This window comes from Streptomyces sp. NPDC053474 (assembly GCF_044544845.1).
Lineage (GTDB): Bacteria > Actinomycetota > Actinomycetes > Streptomycetales > Streptomycetaceae > Streptomyces.
The window spans coordinates 76,004-93,817 of record NZ_JBITXV010000020.1; the positions used below are offsets into that span (position 1 = coordinate 76,004).

Consider the following 17,814-nt stretch of genomic DNA (forward strand, 5'->3'; position numbering starts at 1 on the left):
CCCGGGCCGTCAGGGGTACAGCGCCGCGACCTCGTCCGCGTACGCCTGCTCGATGGCCTTGCGCTTCAGCTTGAGGGAGGGCGTGAGCAGGCCGTGCTCCTCGGTGAACTGGTGCGCCAGGATCCGGAACGTCCGGATCGACTCGGCCTGCGAGACCAGGGTGTTGGCGGCGACCACCGCGCGCCGCACCTCGGTCTCCAGGTCCGGTTCGCGCACCAGGTCGGCCAGGGCGAGCGGGGGCTTGTCGCGCAGGGCGAGCCAGTGCTCGACGGCCTCCGCGTCCAGGGTGACGAGCGCCGCGACGTACGGGCGGTCGTTGCCGACGACGATGCACTGCGCGACCAGCGGATGGTCGCGCACCCGCTCCTCCAGCTGGGCGGGGGACACGCTCTTGCCGCCGGAGGTCACCAGGATCTCCTTCTTGCGGCCGGTGATGGTGAGGTAGCCGTCCTCGTCGAGGGCGCCCAGGTCTCCGGTGGCGAGCCAGCCGTCGTGCAGGGCCGCGTCGGTGGCCTTGGGGTCGTTGAGGTAGCCCTGGAAGACGTGGGGGCCGCGCAGCCACACCTCGCCGTCGTCCGCGATGTGCACGGTCGTGCCCGGGATGGCCTGGCCGACCGTGCCGTAGCGGGTGCGCTCGGGTGGGTTGGCGGTCGCGGCGGCCGAGGACTCGGTGAGGCCGTAGCCCTCGAAGACGGTGACGCCCGCGCCCGCGAAGAACAGGCCGAGGCGCCGGTCCATGCCCGAGCCGCCGGACATCGCGTGCCGCACCCGGCCGCCCATCGCCTCGCGCACCTTGGCGTACACCAGCTTGTCGAAGAGCTGGTGCTGCATCCGCAGGCCCGCCGAGGGCCCTGGCCCGGTGCCGAAGGCCTTGGCCTCCATCGCGTCGGCGTACTTCACGGCCACCTCGACGGCCTTGTCGAACGGGCCCGCCCTGCCCTCCCGTTCGGCCTTGCGCCGGGCCGCGTTGAAGACCTTCTCGAAGATGTACGGCACGGCGAGGAAGAAGGTGGGCCGGAACGCGGCCAGGTCCGGGAGCAGCGCCGCCGCGGTCAGGCTCGGCTGGTGCCCCAGCTTGACCCGGCCGCGCACCGCCGCCACCTGCACCATGCGGCCGAAGACGTGCGCGAGCGGCAGGAAGAGCAGCGTGGCCGCCTCGTCGCCGCGCTTGGAGTGGAACACCGGCTCCCAGCGCCGGATGACCGTGTCCACCTCGAACATGAAGTTCGCGTGGGTGAGCACACAGCCCTTGGGGCGGCCCGTGGTGCCGGAGGTGTAGATCACGGTGGCGACGGAGTCGGGCGTGACCGCGCGCCGGTGGCGGTGCACCACCTCGTCGTCCAGGCCGCGGCCCGCCTCGCCGAGCTCGCGCACCGCGTCCCCGTCGAGCTGCCACAGGCAGCGCAGCAGCGGAAGGCGGTCCACGACCGAGCCGATCGTCATCGCGTGGTCCTCGTGCTCGACCATGGCCGCGGTGACCTGCGCGTCGTGCAGCATCCAGAAGACCTGCTCGGCCGACGACGTGGGGTAGACGGGGACGACCTGCGCGCCGACCGTCCACAGGGCGAAGTCGAACAGCGTCCACTCGTAGCGGGTGCGGCACATGATGGCGACCCGGTCCCCGAAGCGCACGCCCTGGGCGAGCAGCCCCTTGGCGAGCGCGAGGACCTCGTCGCGGAACTGCGCCGAGGTCACGTCCCGCCAGACGCCGTCGTCGCCCTTGCGCCCGAGCACGACGCGGACCGGATCCTCCAGGGCATGGTCGAAGACGGCGTCGGCGAGGCCGCCCGCTTGGGGAGCCGACGCCAGGGGAGGGTTCGTGAACTCGCGCAATGGTGCTCCTTGTGGCGCTCCGCACAGCGCCGGTGACGGTACCCCACCCCAGTCCCGTGCGGGAGGGGGGTGGGGAACGGGCCCATGGGCACGATCGTCACAGGTCAGCTGGTGAAATGCGGCCACAAGGGGAAGGGCCGGACAGTTTCCTGACGGATGAGTAAGTTCCGGTGGCGTGATCTCCACCGAATCTGTACGCGGAAGTTACGCCTGGAGCTGCTTCGCGGGCGCGCCCTCGACCGTCCGTTCGGATGCGGCGGGCCCCTGGCCTGCGTCGGCCGTCCGCTTGGTCCGGACCATCACGAGGACCGCGACACCCGCCACGAGGCCGGTGATCCCCGCCGTGAGCGAGGCGCTGTTGAGCCCGGACGCGAACGCCTCGCGCACGCTGTGCTCGGAGAACGCGCCCCGGACGGCCGCCGCCCCGCCGCCCGCCACGGCGTGCGCCGCGTCGTGGCCGAGCGTGTCCTGCATCCGCGCGGTCAGGACCGTGCCGAAGAGGGCGACGCCGAGGGCGTAGCCGAGCTGCCGGAAGGTGTTCACCGCGCCGCCCGCCATGCCCGCGTCGCGCGGGGGCACCGCGGCCAGCGCGGCGCCCGCGAGCCCCGGTGAGACCAGGCCGATGCCGACGCCCGCGAGCATCAGGCCCGGCACGAGCGCGCCCCAGGACGAGCCCGCGTCGAGCACCGCCATCGCCAGGCCGCCCGCGCCGATCAGGAGCAGCCCGACGCCGATGACGTACCGCCCCGCCACCCCGTGCAGCAGGCGCCCGCCGACCGCCGCCACCACGAACGACGTGGCCGACAGCGGCACCAGGACCAGGCTGCCGCGCACCGGGCTCATGCCGAGCACCGTCTGCAGCCAGATCGAGAGGTACGGGACCACGCCGAACGCGGCCGCGTTGTAGCCGATCGCACCGATCAGGACCCCGGTGAACGCGGGCTTGCGCAGCAGCCGCAGATCGAGCAGCGGATACGCGGCGCGGCGCTCGACCACGACGAAGGCGAGCAGCGCGAGCGCCGCCACCGCGAGCGTCACCCCGGTGCGCGCCGAGGCCCAGCCGACCGTCGACGCCCGCACCACGCCGAACGTGAGCGCGCCCGCGAACAGCGCGAACGTCGCCGTGCCCGCCCAGTCCACGCGCCGCTCCGCGCGCCCCCGCGACGGCGGCACCGCGCGCAGCGTCAGCCACACCGAGGCCACGCTCACCGGCAGGTTGACGAAGAAGATCCAGCGCCAGCCGGGCCCCTCGGTGAGCAGCCCGCCGACGATCGGCCCGAGGGCTGCGGCGGCACCGCTCACCGCGCCCCACAGGCCGAGCGCCACCGAGCGCTCCTTGCCCTGGTACGCGGCGCCGAGCAGCGGCAGCGTCGTGGCGAACATCGCGGCGGCCCCGAGCCCCTGCACCGCGCGCGCCGCCACCAGCAGCTGCGCGTCGGCCGCGAGCCCGCAGCCGAGCGAGGCGACCGCGAAGACGACGGTGCCCGCGAGCTGCACGCGTCGGTGGCCGACCACGTCGGCGGCGGCGCCGATGCCGAGCAGCAGCGCGGCGAGCGCGAGCGCGTAACCGTCGATGACCCACTGCAGATCGCTGAGCGAGGCGTCGAGCGCCCGCGCCATGTCGGGCAGCGCCACGACCACGATCGTCACGTCGAGCAGCAGCATGAACGTGCCCAGGCACACCGCCGTCAACGGCCCCCATGAGCGCATGGTCTTCCTCCCGTTCCCTGGTCCGTACGCCACCGGGCGGTGGCTCCGATGCCGTACGATCCGTCGCGGCCGGACGATCGTGACGGCCACCGGCCGCACTTCGGCGGGATCCGACATCTCGGGGGCGCATGACGATGGAATCCTCCACACTCGACGTACTGGACCAGCAGCTGCTCCAGGCCCTGGAGACCGACGGGCGCGCGCCGTTCAGCAAGATCGCGGCGGTGCTCGGCGTCTCGGACCAGACCATCGCGCGCCGCTACCGCCGCCTCACCGCCCGGGCCGGGCTCCGCGTCGTGGTGCTGCGCAACGCCGAGCGGCTCGGCCAGGACCACTGGATGCTCCGGCTGCGCTGCGCCCCGGACGGCGCGCAGACCATCGCGCACGCCCTGGCCCGCCGCCCCGACACGTTCTGGGTGGGCCTGGCCGCCGGGGGCACGGAGGTCCTCTGCATGACCAAGCCCCGCACCCCCGGCGACCACGACCTGCTGCTCGGCAAGCTGCCGCGCACCCCGCACATCGTGGACATCCGCGCCCACCAGCTCCTGCACACCTTCTTCGGCGGGCCCCGCGGCTGGCTCGGCAAGCTCGCCCCGCTGAGCGCCGAGCAGCTCGCGGCGCTGACCCCGCCGCTCCCCCCGCGGCCCGCGGCCCCGGCCCGGATCTCCCCGGAGGACGAACCCCTGGTGGCCGCGCTCGAAGCCGACGGCCGCGCCGGATACCCCGAACTCCAGCGCGCCACCGGCCTCTCGGAGTCCACGGTCAAGCGCCGCCTGACCGCGCTCCTGGAGTCCCGGGCGATCTACGTCGACATCGAGTACAGCGCCGAGGCCCTCGGCTACCGCTGCGGCGCCACCCTGTGGATCACGACGGCCCCCGCCGCCCTGCACTCCGTGGGCCAGGCCCTTGCCGAGCACTACGAGATCGCCTACGTCGCCGCCACGGCGGGCCCCTCCAACCTGGTGGCGACCGTCGTCACCCAGGACACCGCGGGCCTGTACGCCTACCTCAGCGGGGAGATCGGCGGCCTGGAGGGCGTGCGGCACGTGGAGACCACGCCGTACCTGCGCCGCGTCAAGCAACTCACCTACCAGCCCACGCGCTAGGGCCTGTCCGGCGTCAGGGGCGCCCGCGCTGCAAGCGGTCACCGCCCGCCAGGATCGCCGCCGCGAGCGCGTCCGCCGCCGCGTGGGCGCCCGGTGCGGCCGGGCGCCGCTCGCCGTGGCGCAGGACGAAGTCCACCGCGCCGAGCTCCGGCAGCCCGAGCCGGTCGGAGACCCGCACCAGGCCGGGCGGGATGAGGCCGCGCGAGTGCGCCATCACGCCGAGCCCGGCGCGCGCGGCGGCCACCAGGCCGTTCAGGCTGCCGCTGGTGCAGGCGATCCGCCAGGGGCGGCCGCTGTCCTCCAGGGCCCGCAGCGCGAGCGCCCGGGTGATGCCCGGCGGCGGGTACACGATGAGCGGCACCGGGCGCCCCGGGTCAAGGCGCAGCCGGGGCGTGCCGATCCACACCAGGTCGTCGTGCCAGACCAGTTCGCCGCGCGGGTCCTTCGGGCGCCGCTTGGCGAGGACGAGGTCGAGCTTGCCCGCGTCCAGGCGCTCGTGCAGCGTGCCGGACAGCTCGACCGTCAGCTCCAGGTCGACCTCCGGGTGCTCGCGCCGGAAGGACTGCAGGATGTCGGTGAGCCGGGTCAGGACGAAGTCCTCGGACGCGCCGAAGCGCAGCCGCCCGCCGAGCCGGGCGCCGGTGAAGTGCGCCGTGGCCTGCTCGTGCACCTCCAGGATGCGGCGCGCGAAGCCGAGCATCGCCTCGCCGTCCTCGGTCAGCTCCACGCGGTGCGTGTCCCGCGCGAACAGCGGCCGCCCGGTCGCGTCCTCCAGGCGCCGCACGTGCTGGCTGACCGTCGACTGGCGCAGGCCGAGCCGCCGCGCGGCCTGCGTGAAGCTCAACGTCTGGGCCACCGCGAGGAACGTACGCAGCTGAGCGGGGTCGTACACCCCACCAGGTTATCGCGGTACGTGATGACAGTCAGAGCGGTCTACGGGATTCCCGATGACGTGGAAGAGGAGGACCATGGAGAGGGCACGTACCGGGTCCGGCCCGTGGACGGGCCCGAAGAACCGAGACCCCGAGAGCACGGAGCCCTGTGAAACGCCCGTCCTGGCCGTCGTGGATGCCGGTCGACCCCTTCATCGCGGTGCTGCTTTGCACCGTCGGCCTCGCCGCGCTCCTGCCCGCCCGGGACACCGCGGCCGACGTCGCGTCCGGGGCCTCCACCACGGCCGTCGCGCTGCTGTTCTTCCTCTACGGCGCCCGCCTCTCGACCCGGGAGGCGCTGGACGGGCTGCGGCACTGGCGGCTGCACCTCACCGTGCTCCTGTGCACGTTCCTGGTGTTCCCGCTGCTCGGCCTCGCCGCCAAGGCGCTCGTGCCGCACGTCCTGACGCCCGCGCTCTACAGCGGCTTCCTGTTCCTGACCCTGGTGCCCTCGACGATCCAGTCGTCGATCGCCTTCACCTCGCTGGCGCGCGGCAACGTGCCCGCGGCGATCTGCGCGGGCACCTTCTCCTCGCTCGCCGGGGTGGTGCTCACCCCGCTGCTCGTGGCCTGGCTGCTCGCCGACACCGGCGGCGGCTTCTCCGCCGACGCGTTCGTGAAGATCGTGCTCCAGCTGCTCGTGCCGTTCCTCGCGGGGCAGGTGCTGCGGCGCTGGATCGGGGGTTTCGTCACGCGGCACAAGAAGGTCCTGAGCCTGATCGACCGGTGCTCGATCCTGCTCGTCGTCTACACCGCGTTCAGCCAGGGCATGGTGCGCGGCATCTGGAGCCAGGTCACCCCGGCCCGGCTCGCCGCGCTGCTCGGCGTGGAGGCGGTGCTGCTCGCGCTGATGCTCAGCCTGACCTGGTACGGCGCCAAGCGGCTCGGCTTCGACCGCGCGGACCGGGTCGCGATCCAGTTCGCGGGGTCGAAGAAGTCCCTGGCGGCCGGGCTGCCCATGGCCAGCGTCCTGTTCGGCGCGCAGGCCTCCCTCGCGGTGCTGCCCCTGATGCTCTTCCACCAGATGCAGCTGATGGTCTGCGCGGTGATCGCCAAGCGCCGCTCCCACGACCTTCAGGAGTTCACTCCGGCCGGGCCAGGCGCAGCGTCACGAACCGCGGCCGGTACAGCTCCACGTTCCGGTTGACGTTCGCCTGCCCCGCCGCCGTCGCCGTGGCGTCCGGCGCGTTCACGTCGTAGCTCAGCACGAGGCGGCCGCCGCCGCTCAGGGCGGGGTGCGCCTGCGGGTTGTACGCGGCCGAGTCCGCGGGCAGCGGCGGCGCGAAGCCCTTGGCGGGGCCGTACCAGGGCCCGCTGGGCGAGCACGCCCAGTACGACGTGACGGTGGTCAGGCCCCGCGCGCCCGCCGCCATCGTGAACAGCACGTACGTGCCGCCGTCCCGGACCACGGTGAACGCGCTGCCGACCCCATTCTGGTCGTCGTCGCCGAGCACCGAGCGCGGCTTCGCCCCGGCGCGCGACCAGTCGCCGCCGTCCCAGTAGCGCCAGGCCGAGGGGTCGCCGAGGCCGCCGTGCGGGACGCGGGCCACGTAGGCGCGCGAGGAGGGGCGCGAGGCGGTCTGGGCGTCGTTGCCGCCGAAGACGTACGTCCAGTCGCCGTCGTCGACCGTGGTGGTGCCGTACAGCACCCGCCGCTCGGGGTCGGCGACGCCGCGCTGGTCGGAGATCTGCGTGATGCCTTCGAGGGCGAGGTCGGGCAGGGTGAGCGTGGCGACCTCGGTGGCGGCGGGCACCCCGAAGATCCACGGCGCGGGCCCCGCGGCCCGGGTCCACAGCAGCACGCGCACGACCTGCTCGCCGCCGCCCGGCGTGCGCGGCTCGACCTTCGCGGCGACCGGCCAGCGCCACTGCCCGGGCCCCGGGTCGTGGAACAGGGGCGTGGGCAGGGTCCGCTCCAGGGCCCCGGAGCGGGACGTCACCACCCCGGAGTTGCGGACCATCGGGGCGCCGCCGTCGCGCCACTTGTGCGGCTTGCCCTGCTGGTTGGGCGGCGGGTGCACCCGGCCGAGGAAGGTGTCGGAGAACAGCCACAGGACGCGCCCGTCGGGCAGCTTCACCGAGTGGGTGCCGTCGCCGCCGCTCCAGTCGTCGTCGCGCGCCGCGTCGTCGCCGTACGCGGCGAACGCGTTCGTCAGATCGGTCTCGGGCTGCCAGGAGTCCACACCGCGGGCCGTGCACGCCGCCGGGCCCTTCCGGTCGTCCTCGTCGTCCGGAAGGGCCCTCAGGAGCAGGGCGGCGCAGGCGAGCGCCAGCAGCAGGGCGACCCACAGCAGGGGTGAACCGGGGCCGCCCGGCTGCCGGTTCGCCTCCGTCGGACCGGTGAGCGGGCGTGTGGCTTGGGACACGCCCGGGACGCTAGTTCCTCGGGCGCACGCGGTCCATGGGCAGCCAGGCGACGGTGTCCGGTGTCACAGCGGACCGGCCGGTCCGCCCTCGGCCGGACCCGCTGGGCGAGCCCAGCTCGTCCACCTCCGCGTCGGTCAGGGCCCGCTTGAAGACCCGCACCTCGTCGATGGCTCCGGCGAAGTGGGCCCGGCTGTCGACGCGCTGCCCGATGTGCACGCCGAAGGGCGAGGTGCGGCTGACCGTGCCCGGCACGTCGGGCCGGGACAGCTCGGTGTCGTCCACGAACAGCGTGAGCTCCCCGTCGCCGCGCCGCAGCACGGCGTGGTGCCACGCGCCGTCGTTGTACGCGCCCTGGGTGCTCAGGGAGGCCGAGCGGGGCGGCGTACCGCCCTCACGGGTGGTGATCAGGCCCGTGACGCGGCCCGCCGCGGGTTCGCCGCGCAGCCACACCTGGGGCTGGTTCGTGCCGACGCCGCCCATCCACAGCAGCGGCTGCTCCCCGCTGGTGGCGGAGTAGCGGAACCACAGCGACAGGGTGAAGTCGCCGGAGCCCAGCGGCAGTTGGGGTCTGAAGCGCAGGCGTACCGCGTCGTCGGTGCCGTCGAAGGCGAGCGCGTCGCCCGTGACGCCGTCGGTGGGGCGCGCGCCGCCGAGCACCGCGGCGCCGGGCGCGCCGGGAGCCCAGTCGCTCGTGTGCGGGTCGGGGCCGCGCCGCGGCTTCAGCCAGTCCTCGGTGAAGCGCGCGAAGCGGATCTCGTCGCGGGCGTCGACCGGGCCGCCCTCGTACATCAGGCCCACGTGGTCGGCGTCGGCGTGCACCATGTCCGAGTAGCCGGACCAGTCGGTGGTGACGACGGTGGAGCGGTCGAAGCTGTCCCAGGTGCGGCCGCCGTCGTAGGAGGACCGGACGGTCATGGTGCGGCGCCGGTCCGGGTCGCCCGGGCAGGCGAGCAGGAGCCGGTCGCCGAGCCGCAGCGTCGAGCCCTGCACCTGGGGCGTGTACAGGTCGGGCTGGGGGCGGAAGGGCGCGATGAAGCTGTCGCCGCCGTCGCGGCTGACGGTGTGGGAGCGGTGCCCGAGGTCGGTGCCGTCCTGCTCGCGCCCGCTGACGTAGATGGAGCCGTCCTGGCGCTCGGTGACGGTCATCTCCGACGGCTTCTGCCGGAACGTGCCGTCGGCGGCGTCGACGGGGTACGAGTCGGTGGCGCCGATCCGCCACCGCTCGCCGCCGTCGTCGCTGACGATGAGCGCGGCGTGGTTGGCGGTGACCCGGCTGCCGTTCCACGTCTCGGCGTTCACGGCGAAGACGAGGCGGCCCTTGTGGCGGCCGCGGGTCAGTTGCAGGCCGTGCACGGGCCCGGTCGCGTACCAGGAGTTCCAGCCGGCGGGCAGGATCTCCTTGCTCAGGTCCCGCGGCGCCGACCAGGTCACGCCGTCGTCGTCGCTGTACTGCAGGTGCGGGGTGCGGTCGCACGGCACCTCGCAGTTCTTGCCGTCCGTGCGTCCGGTGTTGTACGTCTCCGCGAGGACGACGCGGCCCGTGTCCCGGTCCACGATCGGCGTCGGGTTGCCGTGGGTGTTCCCGGCGCCCTCGTTGATGACCTGCATGGGCCCCCAGGTGCGGCCGCCGTCGTGGGACCGCTTGAGGACGAGGTCGATGTCGCCCGCGTCGCTGCAGTCGTTGACACGGCCCTCGGCGAAGGCGAGGAGCGTGCCCTTCACCGTCTTCACCACGGCCGGTATACGGAAGCAGGTGTACCCGGGATCCTGGGAAGCCTTGAAGAGGACCTGCTGCTCGAAGGACGGCAGCGCCCGGTCACCGGCCGCGGCCGAGCCGCTCAGCGCCGACGGCAGGGCGAGCGCGGTGAGGGTGGCCGTGGTCAGCGCGGCGACGGTGCGCCGGGGCGGGCGGCGGCGGGATGGGGGTGCGGCGAGGTCGAGCCGGGGAGGTCTGGGGCGTGCGCGGTGTCTCAGGGGCATTCGGCGGCCCTTCGTAGTGACCATATCGACCGGACATATGGACATCCCATGTCCAAGGTGCGGGGCGCCGACGCTACTTGGGCTGCTGGGGCCGCACAAGAACCGCGCGTGTAGCTGAAGCCATACGGGCGAGCGGCTCCGGAATCAACCCTCCCAACGGGTGAGAATGCCGCCGGAGCGACCACCCTGTCGGCCGCTACGGAACGAGGACGACCTTGCCGAGATTGGCGCGGGACTCGATGGCCTCGTGCGCCTTCGCCGCCTCCTCCAGGGGGAAGGCGGCGTGCACGGCGGGCCGCAGCGCGCCATCCCCGAACAGTCGCCACAGCTCCCGCCGCCACGCCTCGTAGGTGTCCGGGTGGCCCCGGGCGATGAGCGCCAGCTGAAATCCCGTCACGGACTTGGCGCCGACGAGCAGGTCGTACGCCCGCACGGTGCCGCCGCCCGAGCTGTAGGCGACGAGGCGGCCGAGGGGGGCAAGGGCGGCCAGGGCCGGGGCGAGCAGCTCGCCGCCCACCGCGTCCAGGCAGTAGTCGACCGGCTCGCCCCAGCTCTCCCGGTCGTACGCGACCACCTCGGTGGCGCCCAGGGAGCGCACGAAGTCGCGCTTGGCGGGGTCCGACACGGCGCCCACGACCCGCCCGGCGCCGCCGAGCGCGGCCAGCTGCACCGCCAGGTGGCCCACGCCGCTGGCCGCCCCGGTGATCAGCGCGGCCTCGCCGGGCGCGGGCCGCGCCGCCTGGAGCGCGCCGTAGGCGACCAGGCCGCTGCGGACCAGGGCCACCGCGTCGGTCGCGCTCGCGCCGTCCGGCACGGGGGAGGCCATGGAGGTGTGCAGCAGGGCGTAGTCGGCGTAGCCGTGCCCGAAGGTCAGCCCGGTGACGCGGTCGCCGGGCGCGAACCCGGTGACGCCCGGGCCGAGCCCGGCCACCTCGCCCGCGATCTCGCCGCCGAGCGGGATCGGCTCGGGGGACTCGCGCACCTTGCGCACGACGGGCAGCGTCACACCGGCCGCCGCGACGCGCACGAGCAGCTCGCCGGGCCCCGGCGCGGGCAGGGGAGCCTCTTCGAGCCGCAGGACCTCCGGGCCTCCGCTGTGGTCGTACCGAACGCGACGCATGCGTGCCTCCTTAAGGCGGAACCATTGGTAGGCCCAACGGTAACCCTAACTTCATTGGGAAGTCCAACGGTTCTTCGGTACGCTCCTCCCATGCCCGAGACCCCGCCCGCGCCCTCCACCATCCGCACCCTGCCCAGCTGGCTGCTCGGTCGCGCCGCCGCCCGCGGCCGCGCCCTGGTCGCCGACGCCCTCGCGGCCGAGGGCCTGCGGATGTGGCACCACGTGGTCCTGTCCGCCGTCGCCGACCTCGGCCCCGTCGCCCAGGCGGAGCTGGGCCGCAGCGTGTCGCTCGACCCCAAGGACATGGTCGGCGTCCTCAACGACCTCCAGGACGCGGGCCTGGTCGACCGCACGCCCGACCCCAAGGACCGCCGCAAGAACGCCGTGACCATCACGGCCGAGGGCCACCGCATGGTCCAGCGCTGCGCCCGCGCCGCCCAACGGGCCAACGCCGACCTCCTGGCGCCGTTGTCGCAGGAGGAGCGCGCCCGCTTCACGGAGATGCTGACGCGAGTGGCGGACACGTGACGACGGACGCGATGGGGAAGGGATCAAGCCCGTCCGGCGCTTGAGGACGAGCCGCGAAGCGGCAATGATCAAGCCGGTCCGGCGCTTGAGGACGAGCGCGCAGCGCGATGGCCCCCGCTGCAAGCGGGGCGCGGCCGGGGGGCAGCTCGGGCCCCGCCTAGCCCCGGTCGGCCATGGCCTGCAAGGCCACCCGGTGCTGGCCCGCGTACACGTTCATGGAGGCACCCCGCAGGAACCCCACCAGCGTGAGCCCCGTCTCGGCCGCGAGGTCGACGGCGAGCGACGAGGGCGCCGAGACGGCCGCGAGCACGGGGATGCCCGCCATCACGGCCTTCTGGGCCAGCTCGAAGGAGGCGCGGCCCGACACGAGCAGGACCGTCCGGGACAGCGGCAGGCGGCCGCTCTGCAGGGCCCGCCCCACCAGCTTGTCGACGGCGTTGTGGCGCCCCACGTCCTCGCGGACGTCGAGCAGCTCGCCGTCCTCGGAGAACAGCGCGGCCGCGTGCAGGCCGCCGGTCCGGTCGAAGACGCGCTGGGCCGCACGCAGCCGTTCGGGAAGCCCCGCGAGCAGTTCGGGGGTGAGCCGCAGCGGGTCGGGGCCGTCGTCGACGGCCCAGCGGGCCGTCGTGCGGACCGCGTCCAGGCTGGCCTTGCCGCACAGGCCGCACGACGAGGTCGTGTACACGTTCCGTTCGAGGGTGAGGTCCGGGATGACGACGCCGGGCGCGGTCGACACGTCCACCACGTTGTACGTGTTCGAGCCGTCCTGGGTGGCGCCCGCGCAGTACACGATGTTGCTCAGCTCGTCCGCCGCGCCGAGGACGCCCTCGCTGACGAGGAAGCCCGCGGCGAGCGCGAAGTCGTCGCCCGGCGTGCGCATGGTGATGGCGAGCGGCCTGCCGTTGAGGCGGATCTCCATCGGCTCCTCGGCGACGAGCGTGTCGGGCCGCTCGCTGACCGCGCCGTCGCGGATGCGGAGGACGCGGCGGCGCTCCGTGACTCGTCCCATGTCGATCAGTCCCGGTTCTGTCCGTGCTGGTGGCCGGAGCGGCCCTTGCTGCCGTGGGTCACCGGGCGGGGAGGTGACCTTCGCGATCTCATTGTCCTGCACGCGTGACGTGCGGCGGCGGCCGCCTCATGGAATATTGTCTACAGTATGGAAGTTGGGGCGGCAAGGGCCCCGTGCGACATCGCATACCGTCGACGAATCCCGGCCCGCCCCCTTCCCAACGGCCCGCCGGATTCCTACCGTTCGGGATCATGAGGCCCCCCGTCGCACCTCCCGGCTGGAGCCGGTGGCTCGTGCCGCCCGCCGCCCTGTCGGTGCACCTCTCCATCGGCCAGGCCTACGCCTGGAGCGTCTTCAAACCGCCCCTGGAGTCCGCGCTCGACCTCAGTGGCACCCAGAGCGCGCTGCCCTTCCAGCTCGGCATCGTCATGCTGGGCCTGTCCGCCGCGTTCGGCGGCACGCTCGTGGAGCGCAACGGCCCGCGCTGGGCGATGTCCGTCGCGCTCGGCTGCTTCTCCTCCGGCTTCCTGCTCGCCGCGCTCGGCGCCGCCACACGGCAGTACTGGCTCGTCGTCCTCGGCTACGGCTTCGTCGGCGGCATCGGGCTCGGCATCGGCTACATCTCCCCGGTGTCCACGCTGCTCAAGTGGTTCCCCGACCGGCCCGGCACGGCCACCGGCATCGCGATCATGGGCTTCGGGGGCGGCGCGCTCATCGCCTCGCCGTGGTCGGCGCGGATGCTGGAGTCCTTCGGCACGGACTCCTCCGGCATCGCGCTCGCCTTCCTGGTGCACGGCCTGACGTACGCGGTCTTCATGGCGCTCGGCGTGCTCCTGGTACGGGTCCCGGCGCCGCGGGGCGCCCGCGGCCCGGCTGCGGCGGACGCGTCCGCCGGGCCCCAGGTGTCGGCCCGCGAGGCCGTGCGCACCCCGCAGTTCTGGTGCCTGTGGGTCGTGTTGTGCATGAACGTGACCGCCGGGATCGGCATCCTGGAGAAGGCCGCGCCGATGATCACGGACTTCTTCGCCGACTCCTCGACGCCGGTCTCCGCGTCGGCGGCCGCCGGGTTCGTCGCCCTGCTCTCGGCCGCGAACATGGCGGGCCGCATCGGCTGGTCGTCCGCCTCCGACCTCCTCGGGCGCAAGAACGTGTACCGGGTCTACCTCGGCGTCGGCGCGCTGATGTACCTGCTCATCGCCCGCTTCGGCGACGACTCGAAGCCGCTGTTCGTCTGCTGCGCCCTGGTCATCCTCTCCTTCTACGGCGGCGGCTTCGCGACCGTCCCCGCGTATCTGAAGGACCTCTTCGGCACCTACCAGGTGGGCGCCATCCACGGCCGCCTCCTGACGGCCTGGTCGCTCGCCGGGGTCCTCGGCCCGCTGATCGTGAACTGGGTGGCCGACCGGCAGGAGGGCGCGGGCAAGGAGGGCGCGGCCCGGTACGGGCTCTCCTTCTCGATCATGATCGGTCTGCTGGTCGTCGGGTTCGTCGCCAACGAACTGGTCCGCCCCGTCCACCCGCGCCACCACCTCGCCGCGCCGAAGGAGGCCGCCGATGACGACACCGCCGAGCCCGCCGCCCGCTGACGGGGGCGCCCCCGCGCCGCCGCCGCGCCGCCGCGCGCTGATCCTGGGCTCCTGGCTCTGGGTGACCGTGCCGCTGGCATACGGCCTCTACGAACTCGTACACAAGGCCAGACAGCTCTTCACCGGGTGACGCGATGATGAGAAGCATCCAAACGAGCGGTCCCAATCCTGTCGCATTACGTCACCCGCTACCCGTGAGTCGCTCAGCAGACTGGACGGTCCCGCACATCCGGCACCACGAGGGGACCCGCCCATGCCCGGCTCACGCATCGCCGCCGTCGGCCACTACCAGCCCGCCAGGGTGCTGACCAACGACGACCTGGCGGGCATGGTGGACACCAGCGACGCGTGGATCCGTTCCCGGGTCGGCATCCGCACCCGGCACATCGCGGGCCCCGAGGAGCCCGTCGACGAGCTCGCCGCGCACGCCGCCGCCAAGGCCCTCGCGGCGGCGGGCCGGGCCCCGGCGTCCGTGGACCTGGTCGTCGTGGCCACCTCCACGGCGATCGACCGCTCGCCGAACATGGCCGCGCGTGTGGCCGCCCGGCTCGGCCTGCCCTCGCCCGCCGCGCTGGACGTCAACGTGGTCTGCGCGGGCTTCACGCACGCCCTCGCCACCGCCGACCACGCCGTACGGGCCGGGGCCGCGACCCGCGCCCTGGTCATCGGCGCCGACAAGATGTCCGACATCACCGACTGGACGGACCGCACCACGTGCGTCCTGGTCGGCGACGGCGCGGGCGCGGCCGTCGTCGAGGCCTGCGGGGAGGACGAGGAGCCCGGCATCAGCCCCGTGCTGTGGGGCTCCGTGCCGGAGATGGGGCACGCGGTGCGGATCGAGGGCCAGCCCGCGCGGTTCGCCCAGGAGGGCCAGAGCGTGTACCGCTGGGCGACGACGCAGCTGCCGCCGCTGGCCCGCGCGACCTGCGAGCGGGCCGGGCTCACCCCCGCCGATCTCGCGGCGGTCGTCCTGCACCAGGCCAACCTGCGCATCGTCGAACCGCTCGCCGAGCGCATCGGCGCCGTGAACGCGGTGGTCGCCCGCGACGTGGTCGACTCGGGCAACACCTCGGCCGCGTCCGTGCCGCTCGCGCTCTCCAAGCTGGTCGAGCGGGGCGAGATCGTCACCGGCGACCCGGTGCTGCTCTTCGGCTTCGGCGGGAACCTGTCGTACGCGGGGCAGGTCGTGCGCTGCCCGTGACGCGGGCCGATGCGGGCCCAACTCCTTCTGGCCCCGGCCGTGGTGCTCGGTAAACTGTAGACAAAAGCCCATGCCCAGGAGGCGCAGGAGGGGGACGGGATGTTGTCCGCAGGACTGCCGCAGGGGACGGTGCCCAAGCTGGAACGGCCGGGCCCGCTGCGCGAGCGCGTCTACGAGGCGCTGCTCGAACTCATCACCACCCGCGCCCTCAGGCCCGGCCAGCACCTCGTCGAGAGCGAGCTGGCCGGACACCTCGGCGTCTCCCGGCAGCCGGTGCGCGAGGCCCTCCAGCGGCTCAACACCGAGGGCTGGGTGGACCTCAGGCCCGCGCAGGGCGCGTTCGTCCACGAGCCGACGGAGGAGGAGGCGGACCAGCTGCTCACGGTCCGTACGCTCCTGGAGGCGGAGGCGGCCCGCCTGGCCGCGGCGAACGCGGGCTCCGCGGGCATCGCCGCCCTCGAAGAGCTGTGCGCCCGGGGGGAGTCGGCCGTCGCCGACGGGGACGTCGACCTCGTCGTCGCCACGAACGCGGCCTTCCACGCCAAGGTCATGGAGCTCGCGGGCAACGTGGTCCTCGCCGAGCTCGCGGGCCGGGTGGACGGCCGGGTCCGCTGGTACTACACGCCGGTGGCGCGGCAGCGGGGGATCCGCTCCTGGGTCGAGCACCGGGAGCTGATCGCGGCGATCGCCGCGCGGGACGAGGTGCGGGCCGTGGCCGTGATGCGGGCCCACACGGAGCACACCCGCCGCACCTACCACGACCGCGCTCCCGCCTGACGGGACGCTTCCCTCCCGCCCGCCCGCCCTCAATCGCCGGGCGGGCTCTTCCCCGCCCACCCGCCCCTCCATCGCACTGGCGCGCTCGTCCTCAAACGCCGGACGGGCTGAAAATCTCCGGCGCGCGCCGTGGGAATTCAGCCCGTCCGGCGTTTGAGGACGAGGCGCGGAGCGCCGACAAACGGGGGCACGGGGGCGGAGCCCCCGGATCGGGAAGGGGCGGGTCTGGGGCGCGCCGCGAGGCCCGGCTTTGTCCTGCCGCAGGAGAAAGTGGAGGGCAATTCCCGCGCAAGTTCTTCCCACTCCCGGCACCCACTGCTACGTTCCCCTCGAAAGCCCAACACGCAAGAGGGACAAGGCCGATGAGGCGGGAGGGGCGCGTGAGACGCATGACGGCACGGCCCGCCAACGCGCACCAGGCGCGCCTGCTGCGCCTGCTGCGCGACGGCGGCCCCAACTCCCGCGCCCAACTGGGCGACCAGGTGGACCTGTCGCGGTCCAAGCTGGCCGTGGAGGTGGACCGCCTCCTGGAGACGGGACTCGTGGTGGCCGACGGCCTCGCCGCGTCCCGCGGCGGCCGCCGCTCCCACAACATCCGCCTCGCCCCGAACCTCCGCTTCCTCGGCGTGGACATCGGCGCCACCTCGGTCGACGTCGCCGTCACCAACGCCGAGCTGGAGGTGCTCGGCCACCTCAACCAGCCCATGGACGTGCGCGAAGGCCCGGTCGCGGTCTTCGAGCAGGTCCTCGTCATGGCCGCGAAGCTCCGGGCGTCGGGCCTCGCGGAGGGCTTCGACGGCGCGGGCATCGGCGTGCCGGGCCCCGTCCGCTTCCCCGAGGGCGTGCCCGTGGCCCCGCCGATCATGCCCGGCTGGGACGGCTTCCCCGTGCGGGAGGCGCTCAGCCAGGAGCTCGGCTGCCCGGTCATGGTCGACAACGACGTGAACCTGATGGCGATGGGGGAGCAGCACGCGGGCGTGGCCCGCTCCGTGGGCGACTTCCTCTGCGTCAAGATCGGTACCGGCATCGGCTGCGGCATCGTCGTCGGCGGCCAGGTGTACCGGGGCACGACCGGCAGCGCGGGCGACATAGGCCACATCCAGGTGGAACCCGAGGGGCGCCCCTGCGCCTGCGGCAACAAGGGCTGCCTGGAGGCCCACTTCAGCGGCGCCGCGCTCGCCCGTGACGCCCAGGAGGCCGCCCACCAGGGCCGTTCGCCGGAGCTCGCCGCCCGCCTCGAGGCGGCGGGCGCGCTCACGGCCGCCGACGTCGCCGCGGCGGCCGCCGCGGGCGACCCCACCGCGCTCGACCTGATCCGCGCCGGCGGCAACCGCACCGGCCAGGTCATCGCGGGCCTCGTCAGCTTCTTCAACCCCGGCCTCGTGGTGATCGGCGGCGGGGTCACCGGCCTCGGCCACACCCTGCTCGCCGCGATCCGCACCCAGGTCTACCGCCAGTCGCTGCCCCTCGCGACCGGCAACCTCCCCATCGTCCTCGGCGAGCTCGGCCCCGCCGCCGGAGTCACCGGCGGCGCCCGGCTCATCAGCGACCACCTGTTCTCACCGGCCTGACCCGCCCCCACGGTCCCCGGGCCCCTCTTCCGGCACACCCAGCACAGCGCTCACCCTGCTCTGCCTGAAACCGGCCACACCCGTACGGGGGAAC

Annotated in this window: 15 protein-coding genes; 8 read left to right on the plus strand and 7 right to left on the minus strand. The window is 73.9% G+C overall.

The window, feature by feature from the left end; genetic code table 11:
* Positions 1-9: 9 nt before the first annotated feature.
* Both ACIG3E_RS35445 and ACIG3E_RS35450 read right to left on the minus strand, forming a co-directional pair.
* Positions 10-1,833: an AMP-dependent synthetase/ligase gene (locus tag ACIG3E_RS35445; protein WP_399624153.1), complete on the minus strand. Its 1,824-nt coding sequence runs from the start codon at positions 1,831-1,833 to the stop codon at positions 10-12.
* Positions 1,834-2,037: 204 nt separating this feature from the next.
* On the minus strand, positions 2,038-3,543 hold the full coding sequence (locus ACIG3E_RS35450) for an MFS transporter (protein WP_399624156.1): 1,506 nt from the start codon (positions 3,541-3,543) through the stop codon (positions 2,038-2,040).
* A 128-nt stretch (positions 3,544-3,671) separates the two neighbouring features.
* Here ACIG3E_RS35450 and ACIG3E_RS35455 point away from each other — a divergent pair, with 128 nt between their 5' ends.
* Complete coding sequence (locus ACIG3E_RS35455; RefSeq protein ID WP_399624159.1) at positions 3,672-4,649, plus strand: Lrp/AsnC family transcriptional regulator; 978 nt, start codon at positions 3,672-3,674, stop codon at positions 4,647-4,649.
* 13 nt (positions 4,650-4,662) lie between these two features.
* Here ACIG3E_RS35455 and ACIG3E_RS35460 read toward each other — a convergent pair whose 3' ends face one another.
* On the minus strand, positions 4,663-5,541 hold the full coding sequence (locus ACIG3E_RS35460; protein WP_399624161.1) for a LysR substrate-binding domain-containing protein: 879 nt from the start codon (positions 5,539-5,541) through the stop codon (positions 4,663-4,665).
* Positions 5,542-5,690: 149 nt separating this feature from the next.
* Between ACIG3E_RS35460 and ACIG3E_RS35465 the strand changes: the two genes are divergently transcribed.
* Entirely contained in the window at positions 5,691-6,728 is a 1,038-nt protein-coding gene (locus ACIG3E_RS35465) for a bile acid:sodium symporter family protein (protein ID WP_399624163.1), read from the plus strand.
* Here ACIG3E_RS35465 and ACIG3E_RS35470 read toward each other — a convergent pair.
* From ACIG3E_RS35470 to ACIG3E_RS35480, 3 genes are all read right to left on the minus strand, one after another.
* Positions 6,664-7,947 (minus strand): DUF4185 domain-containing protein, encoded by a 1,284-nt coding sequence (locus tag ACIG3E_RS35470; protein ID WP_399624164.1) that lies wholly within the window; start codon positions 7,945-7,947, stop codon positions 6,664-6,666. The two genes, ACIG3E_RS35465 and ACIG3E_RS35470, sit on opposite strands and share 65 nt — an antisense overlap.
* A gap of 10 nt (positions 7,948-7,957) precedes the next feature.
* The gene (locus ACIG3E_RS35475; RefSeq protein ID WP_399624166.1) at positions 7,958-9,928 is read right to left on the minus strand and encodes an exo-alpha-sialidase; all 1,971 of its coding nucleotides are present in this window, start codon (positions 9,926-9,928) and stop codon (positions 7,958-7,960) included.
* A gap of 196 nt (positions 9,929-10,124) precedes the next feature.
* Positions 10,125-11,048, minus strand: coding sequence for a zinc-binding alcohol dehydrogenase family protein (locus tag ACIG3E_RS35480; protein ID WP_399624169.1), 924 nt, complete (start codon positions 11,046-11,048; stop codon positions 10,125-10,127).
* A 90-nt stretch (positions 11,049-11,138) separates the two neighbouring features.
* On the opposite strand from ACIG3E_RS35480, the gene ACIG3E_RS35485 reads away from it, so the two are divergent.
* On the plus strand, positions 11,139-11,576 hold the full coding sequence (locus ACIG3E_RS35485; RefSeq protein WP_399624173.1) for a MarR family winged helix-turn-helix transcriptional regulator: 438 nt from the start codon (positions 11,139-11,141) through the stop codon (positions 11,574-11,576).
* A gap of 157 nt (positions 11,577-11,733) precedes the next feature.
* On the opposite strand, the gene fdhD is transcribed toward ACIG3E_RS35485, so the two are convergent.
* Complete coding sequence (fdhD, locus tag ACIG3E_RS35490) at positions 11,734-12,585, minus strand: formate dehydrogenase accessory sulfurtransferase FdhD (RefSeq protein ID WP_399624175.1); 852 nt, start codon at positions 12,583-12,585, stop codon at positions 11,734-11,736.
* 251 nt (positions 12,586-12,836) lie between these two features.
* Between fdhD and ACIG3E_RS35495 the strand changes: the two genes are divergently transcribed.
* The 5 genes from ACIG3E_RS35495 (at position 12,837) to ACIG3E_RS35515 (ending at position 17,720) form a co-directional block, all read left to right on the plus strand.
* A complete protein-coding gene (locus ACIG3E_RS35495) occupies positions 12,837-14,171 on the plus strand; it encodes an OFA family MFS transporter (RefSeq protein WP_399624178.1) in 1,335 nt (444 codons plus the stop codon).
* Positions 14,140-14,301, plus strand: coding sequence for a hypothetical protein (locus ACIG3E_RS35500; RefSeq protein ID WP_172382705.1), 162 nt, complete (start codon positions 14,140-14,142; stop codon positions 14,299-14,301). The genes ACIG3E_RS35495 and ACIG3E_RS35500 overlap by 32 nt, the downstream gene beginning before the upstream one ends.
* 123 nt (positions 14,302-14,424) lie before the next feature.
* Positions 14,425-15,372 carry a beta-ketoacyl-ACP synthase III gene (locus ACIG3E_RS35505; RefSeq protein WP_399624180.1) on the plus strand — a complete coding sequence of 316 codons (948 nt, stop codon included), beginning with the start codon at positions 14,425-14,427 and terminating at the stop codon, positions 15,370-15,372.
* A 99-nt stretch (positions 15,373-15,471) separates the two neighbouring features.
* Positions 15,472-16,149, plus strand: coding sequence for a GntR family transcriptional regulator (locus ACIG3E_RS35510; protein ID WP_399624183.1), 678 nt, complete (start codon positions 15,472-15,474; stop codon positions 16,147-16,149).
* A gap of 389 nt (positions 16,150-16,538) precedes the next feature.
* A complete protein-coding gene (locus ACIG3E_RS35515) occupies positions 16,539-17,720 on the plus strand; it encodes an ROK family transcriptional regulator (RefSeq protein ID WP_242726096.1) in 1,182 nt (393 codons plus the stop codon).
* Positions 17,721-17,814 lie beyond the last annotated feature (94 nt).

What these genes read in the sequence shown, in the direction of transcription:
- ACIG3E_RS35515 (WP_242726096.1), top strand. Translation starts at nt 16,539, where the DNA reads ATGACGGCACGGCCCGCCAACGCGCACCAGGCGCGCCTGCTGCGCCTG.
- ACIG3E_RS35495 (WP_399624178.1), top strand. Translation starts at nt 12,837, where the DNA reads ATGAGGCCCCCCGTCGCACCTCCCGGCTGGAGCCGGTGGCTCGTGCCG.
- ACIG3E_RS35485 (WP_399624173.1), top strand. Translation starts at nt 11,139, where the DNA reads ATGCCCGAGACCCCGCCCGCGCCCTCCACCATCCGCACCCTGCCCAGC.
- ACIG3E_RS35510 (WP_399624183.1), top strand. Translation starts at nt 15,472, where the DNA reads ATGTTGTCCGCAGGACTGCCGCAGGGGACGGTGCCCAAGCTGGAACGG.
- ACIG3E_RS35455 (WP_399624159.1), top strand. Translation starts at nt 3,672, where the DNA reads ATGACGATGGAATCCTCCACACTCGACGTACTGGACCAGCAGCTGCTC.
- ACIG3E_RS35505 (WP_399624180.1), top strand. Translation starts at nt 14,425, where the DNA reads ATGCCCGGCTCACGCATCGCCGCCGTCGGCCACTACCAGCCCGCCAGG.
- ACIG3E_RS35475 (WP_399624166.1), bottom strand. Translation starts at nt 9,928, where the DNA reads ATGCCCCTGAGACACCGCGCACGCCCCAGACCTCCCCGGCTCGACCTC.
- ACIG3E_RS35500 (WP_172382705.1), top strand. Translation starts at nt 14,140, where the DNA reads ATGACGACACCGCCGAGCCCGCCGCCCGCTGACGGGGGCGCCCCCGCG.
- fdhD (WP_399624175.1), bottom strand. Translation starts at nt 12,585, where the DNA reads ATGGGACGAGTCACGGAGCGCCGCCGCGTCCTCCGCATCCGCGACGGC.
- ACIG3E_RS35450 (WP_399624156.1), bottom strand. Translation starts at nt 3,543, where the DNA reads ATGCGCTCATGGGGGCCGTTGACGGCGGTGTGCCTGGGCACGTTCATG.
- ACIG3E_RS35480 (WP_399624169.1), bottom strand. Translation starts at nt 11,048, where the DNA reads ATGCGTCGCGTTCGGTACGACCACAGCGGAGGCCCGGAGGTCCTGCGG.